The 5,766-nt window shown below is 34.6% G+C and carries 6 protein-coding genes and 1 riboswitch; of the genes, 4 read left to right on the top strand and 2 right to left on the bottom strand.

The annotated features are described in order from the left end of the window. The 3 genes from HOG71_09555 to HOG71_09545 all read left to right on the top strand — a co-directional run. Positions 1 to 471, top strand: a 471-nt coding sequence (locus HOG71_09555; protein ID MBT5991086.1) for a hypothetical protein, incomplete at its 5' end; no start/stop codon positions are given. A 39-nt stretch (positions 472 to 510) separates the two neighbouring features. Beyond that, positions 511 to 924, top strand: coding sequence for a hypothetical protein (locus HOG71_09550; GenBank protein MBT5991085.1), 414 nt, complete (start codon positions 511 to 513; stop codon positions 922 to 924). Positions 925 to 974: 50 nt separating this feature from the next. Further along, a riboswitch (cobalamin riboswitch) is annotated at positions 975 to 1,178 on the top strand. Between the two features lie 108 nt (positions 1,179 to 1,286). Further along, a complete protein-coding gene (locus HOG71_09545) occupies positions 1,287 to 3,470 on the top strand; it encodes a TonB-dependent receptor (GenBank protein ID MBT5991084.1) in 2,184 nt (727 codons plus the stop codon). A 41-nt stretch (positions 3,471 to 3,511) separates the two neighbouring features. Here the strand turns inward: HOG71_09545 and HOG71_09540 are convergent, their stop codons facing one another. Beyond that, the gene (locus HOG71_09540) at positions 3,512 to 3,955 is read right to left on the bottom strand and encodes a hypothetical protein (GenBank protein ID MBT5991083.1); all 444 of its coding nucleotides are present in this window, start codon (positions 3,953 to 3,955) and stop codon (positions 3,512 to 3,514) included. Between the two features lie 123 nt (positions 3,956 to 4,078). On the opposite strand from HOG71_09540, the gene HOG71_09535 reads away from it, so the two are divergent. Further along, positions 4,079 to 5,602 carry a glutamate--tRNA ligase gene (locus tag HOG71_09535; GenBank protein ID MBT5991082.1) on the top strand — a complete coding sequence of 508 codons (1,524 nt, stop codon included), beginning with the start codon at positions 4,079 to 4,081 and terminating at the stop codon, positions 5,600 to 5,602. Between the two features lie 70 nt (positions 5,603 to 5,672). Here the strand turns inward: HOG71_09535 and HOG71_09530 are convergent. Next, positions 5,673 to 5,766, bottom strand: a 94-nt coding sequence (locus HOG71_09530; GenBank protein MBT5991081.1) for a DUF1255 family protein, incomplete at its 5' end; no start/stop codon positions are given.

Below are 5,766 nucleotides of genomic sequence, written 5' to 3'. Positions count from 1 at the left end.
GCAACAACACCTACTACCGAAATTGAAGATAATGGGGCATTGTTTGAAGATCTTTCTGCTCAAGTATATTATTTGCAGGCTACATTTTCCGACTCTGGTCATGTTTACGAAGGCATAGCTGAATTAAATGTGGCAGAGAATTCAACGAATGAAATTGATATCATTACTACATTTTTAGGTAGTTGGCAGGTATTTGTTCGAGAGGGGAATGTTAATGGACCCAATGTTGGTGATGCAAAAGTCGAAATTTTTCTTACTGAAAGTGATCGAACTAACAACAATCCAATGGAGGTTAAATATACGCCAACCACCGGATTTGAGACAAAAGGTGTTCTCTTTGAAAGCTTGCCTTATCAAAAGTATTATCTACGCGGAAGTTATACAAATGCAACAGGATATTGGGTAGGTATTGCTGAAGGTTATGCCGAAAAAGGAAAATCAATAAACAAAGTAATTGTATGTGTTCTTTAAAATGCAGCAATTTATCTTTTAAAATATAAAATTATTCTTATGAAATATTTTCCAACCTTAAAAGTGCTCTTTATTGCATGTTTAGCAAGTTCGTTATTATGTTGCAATGAAATAGTTGACGACCCTAATAACAATAACAATACTCCTGAACCTACTGGTAATTTGCAAATTTTTGTCAGAAAGGATATCGCATCCGGAACTTATATTGGGGGCGCACAAGTTTTTCTATATAAATCAGAAGTCGCCAGAGATGCTAATGATGTTTATAAAACAACAAATACACCTTCAGTTGATATCACAACCAATGGAGCATTATTTAATGAGCTTGTTTTTCAAAAATATTATTTAAAAGCTACATTCAATAACAGCGGCAAGAATTACGAAGGGAAAGGAGATTCTTATTGTCCGGTTAATAAAACTACCTCCTATCATATTGTGTGTACTGAAAAGTAATTATACTTATTGTATTGATTTTTCAAGTGATTTTTATTTAAAATTTTCTTGTAGGTTTGCTATGCTGTGGTGCGTTCAATTTTATTAAATTGAACCATAATAGGGAATCTCGTGAAAATCGGGAACAGTACCCGCTGCTGTAAACTCTAATAACTCAAAGGTAATCCTTTGCCACTGTCCTGCTTGCTATCGGGATGGGAAGGCCACCTGAGAGGGAGTAAGTCAGAAGACCTGCCACTAATTATTATATCTTAATACTTTCGGGTTAAAAGTTAATAGAATTCAGAATTGTTCCGAATTTTTAGCAATTACCGAAAGTTTAAAGCTTTATACTTTTTAGTAAAAATTTTAAACTTTTAAGCATGTCAAAATCACTAATTATTACTCTTGTGTTTTCTCTCACTTTCATGAATTTATTTGCCCAGAAAAAGGATAGTTCAAAGACCTATACAATGGACGAATCCATTATAACAGCAAGTAGGTTTGAACAAAATCCTGACGAAACAGGCAGAAGTATTTCTATTATCAATCAACAACAATTACAACAAGCGGTATACACTAATTTAGGCGAATTATTAGCAGCTGAAGCCGGAATCCAGTTTGTCGGAAATGGTCAAAATTATGGCGCCACACAAAGAATGTTTATCAGAGGATCAAACAGTTATCATGCTATTGTAATGATTGATGGTGTACGAATTAGTGATCCTTCATCAGTTGATAATGGCATTGATTTGACAGAAATTTCCTTAGAAAATGTGGAACGCATAGAAATTGTAAGAGGTTCGCATTCGACCATTTATGGGTCATCGGCTATTGGTGGAGTCATTAATATTATCACGAAAAAAAATGCAATAAATAAACTCAATGCAGATGTCAACTTGAGTGTAGGAAGTTTTGGCGAAAACAGTTGGCTCTCTCAAAATATGTTAAACTTGAATTTTAACCACAAAAGTGGCTTTTATGCAAATGCTGGTTTGGATTACTTAATCGTGAAAGGAATAGATGCAACGCTCGATACCATTACAACTGCTGGTGTTTTCAAAAATCGTGATCAGGATAATAGCAATAAACTGGATTATTCCGCTAAGCTTGGTTATAGGAAAAACAGATTAAATGCATTTGTTTCATACAAAGCAATGAAACATAATACGGATCTTGACAAAGCTGCATTCAGAGATGATGATAATCGAGAAATATACTTCAAACGTGACTTAATTGATTTTGGATTGAATTATAAATTAAATGCAAAACTGAATATTTCCTATTCAGGTGGATATACAATAATGAATAGAACTGATATTGATGATTCTTCTATTGTTGACCTTGCAGGATCCTATGATCATCAATACAATGAGAGTTTTTTTGATGGATCTTTATTCTTAAATGATTTAGTCCTGAAAGCGGATTATGATAAAATTAAGTTTCTCGCAGGAATAGCATATGAAGAAGAAAGTATGAATAATTCAGGCTATATATATAGCTATTCGAATGGCTTTTTATATGAAAATAGATACGATTTGGATAGCCTGAAATTGGCAACTCAAACTAAAAGTGCTTTTGCTCATTTTGAACTCGGAGGAGATTTGGTAAGTGCAGCACTGAAACCATTAAATATTGCTCTGGGATTGCGTTTTTCAAGCCACAGCACTTTCGGAAATGTCATGAACTGGGAAGTGAATCCTAGCTGGAAGCTTTCTTCTTCAAGTCTACTTTATCTTTCCTATTCTACTGGTTTTAATGCCCCCTCTTTATATCGACTTTACTCACCAGATGTCGCCTGGGGAGCAGTTGTAACCAGAGGGAATCCATTACTTAAACCTGAATACTCCAAGTCTTTTGAGTTAGGATTTAAAAAATCACTCGGTGATAAATCAAAATTGAGTGTGGCATTTTTCAACAATAAAATTGACAATGTTATTGAATATGTTTACCTGTGGGATAAGAATGTTGCAATAGATTCCTTAGGAAATGATTGGATGAGAAATGATTATAAAGGAGATACCTACATTAATTTATCTGAGCAGAATATTTACGGAATTGAGTTTTTCATTAGTACCAAACTATCAGAAAAAATAGATTTTTCAGGAAGCTATACTTTTATGAATGCAGTTTCACCGGTATCTTCATTCAGTATCGATACAGCCTCAACACATGGTCATCATGTACAACTATTTGAAAGTGGATTATTTGTTTCTGAAGTGGAAAATACAAAAATTGGATTGGTGAGAAGACCCAGCAGTATTGTTACAATACAAATCAACTGGAGACCGACAGAAAAACTAAAAATTAACTTCAGTTCTCGTTTTGTAGGAACCCGTTATGATGCATTTTACAATCCAGTATTAGGGCCTTATGGGGCACTTGATAATGAATTATTAGCAGGTTATGCATTGGCCAATTTGTCTGCGAGATATGAGCTTAAAAACAATTTAGCTATTGGTTTTAAAATTGAAAACCTATTTGATACTAAATACACTGAAATAAATGGATTCAGTACCAGAGGAAGAGGGTATTATTTTAATGTTAGATATTTGTTGAAGAAGTAATTCTTGAGTCACTAAGGGTGTATGCCTTCTACTAATTTATATTAATGTTTGTGCAATTCCTTATATGCATCCAGTTTCTTATGCTCCCCATCGCACCAGGGCATATCTTTGCTTAGACCACAGCGACAAATGGAAAGAATATCATCCACAATTTCAACTTTACCATCATCATTGATAAACTTGACAAAACCTTCTATTTTGACAGGTCCATGTGGAACAAGTTTAACCTTTACTTCCGGTTGATCATTTTCTCCTCTGACAGGCGGATTGTTCAGTTTATAACTCAACGCACCTGAAGGGCAGCTATCGACTGTTTCTACAATTTCCTGTGTTTTTCCATTTTCCATTTTTATCCAAGGACGTTCTTTTGGGTTAAACACTTCATTCAAACCTTTTACACAATTTGCAGAGTGAATACATTTGTGGGCTTTCCAAATTACTGTGATATCCTTTTTTTTATATTCTTTGATGATTTTCTTTTCCATAATTAGGATTTGTATATGTGATTGCTGTCCTGAGCGTAGTCGAAGGGCAGCACTTATTCGAATTTTACTCCCCACAAAAATAAGCCTAATTTTGCGTGAAATTTGACAGTTAAAAATATTATCATGAGCCAGGAAATTCGTGTTCGATTTGCACCCAGTCCAACAGGTCCACTTCATATTGGAGGTGTTAGAACCGCATTGTATAATTATCTGTTTGCCAAAAAAAATAATGGGAAATTTATTCTACGAATTGAAGACACTGATCAGACTCGTTTTGTTGAAGGGGCTGAGGAATATATTAAGGAATCGTTGCATTGGTTAGGGATGGAATTTGATGAGGGTCCAGAGATTGGTGGACAGCATGAACCATACAGGCAATCTGAGCGAAAAAAGATATACAAACAGTATTCAGATTATTTATTGGAGAATGATAAAGCCTACATTGCATTTGACAGCCCAGATGAATTGAATAAAGTCCGCGAAGAGTTTGAGTCTCGCAAGGAGAAATTTAAATATGATTCAACTACACGAAAGCAAATGATCAATTCTTTAACACTTTCGAAAGAAGATGTTCAGAAAAGAATGAAGGATGGTGATTCCTATGTAATTCGGGTTAAAATTCCAGAAAATGAGGAAATTCGATTAATGGATGTAATTCGAAGTGAAGTTGTTTTTCAAAGCAATGAATTAGATGATAAAGTATTGTTTAAATCGGATGGCTTGCCTACATATCATTTAGCGAATGTTGTTGATGATCATTTAATGAAAATAACCCATGTCATTCGGGGAGAAGAATGGTTGCCTTCAGCTCCATTGCATGTTTTACTGTATCAATTTTTGGGATGGGAGGATAGCATGCCTCAATTTGCCCATATGCCATTAATTTTGAAGCCTACAGGTAAAGGTAAGTTGAGCAAACGTGATGGTGATGCTGGTGGATTCCCTGTATTTCCCTTGGAATGGACTGATCCTGCAAGTGGTGAAATATCATCAAGCTATAAAGAATCTGGATATTTCCCAGAAGCCGTTTGTAATATATTGGCATTACTAGGTTGGAATCCGGGTACTGAGCAAGAAATATTTACTTTAGATGAATTAATCAATCTTTTCTCACTGGATAGAGTAAGTAAGTCAGGAGCAAAATTTGACCCTGAAAAAGCAAAATGGTTCAATCATCACTATATGCAATTGCAAGATATTGATGAATTAAGTCTTGAATTCAATGATTTATTGAATGAAAAAGAAATTGTTGTAGATATTTCATTTGTACAAAGAATAGTTGAATTGGTTCGGGAACGAGCAACTTTTGTTGCAGACATATGGGAACAATCCTGGTTTTTCTTTGTTGCACCTGAGGAATATGATGAAAAAATTGTTAAAAAACGTTGGAAAGAAAACAGCCCGGAAATATTAAAGGAAGTAATTGATTTACTTGGCCAAATAGATGATTTTACGTCCAAAACAATAGAGGATAGAGTGAAATCTTATTTGGAAGAAAAAGAGTTGGGTTTTGGAGCAGTTATGAATGTTTTCCGTCTGTGTCTGGTAGGCTCAGGTATGGGGCCGCATTTATTTGATATTGCTGAAATACTGGGAAAACAAGAAACGATTAATAGAATTGAAAAAGGAATTCAAATGATTCCATAAGGCTGCTCAGGAAGCATTGCAGTTTGTTAGCATGCCTCAATTAAGCACAACAATGAATAGGGATAAAACCTTATTCGTATCGACAAATATATGAAGTGTCTTCCTTAACTTTAACTTTGAATTTTGCATTTGCCTGAACTTTAAATGTTTCAGACTTATAATAG

The organism is Bacteroidota bacterium (assembly GCA_018698135.1).
Lineage (GTDB): Bacteria > Bacteroidota > Bacteroidia > CAILMK01 > JAAYUY01 > JABINZ01.
This window is presented reverse-complemented; position numbering and strand designations above follow the sequence as displayed.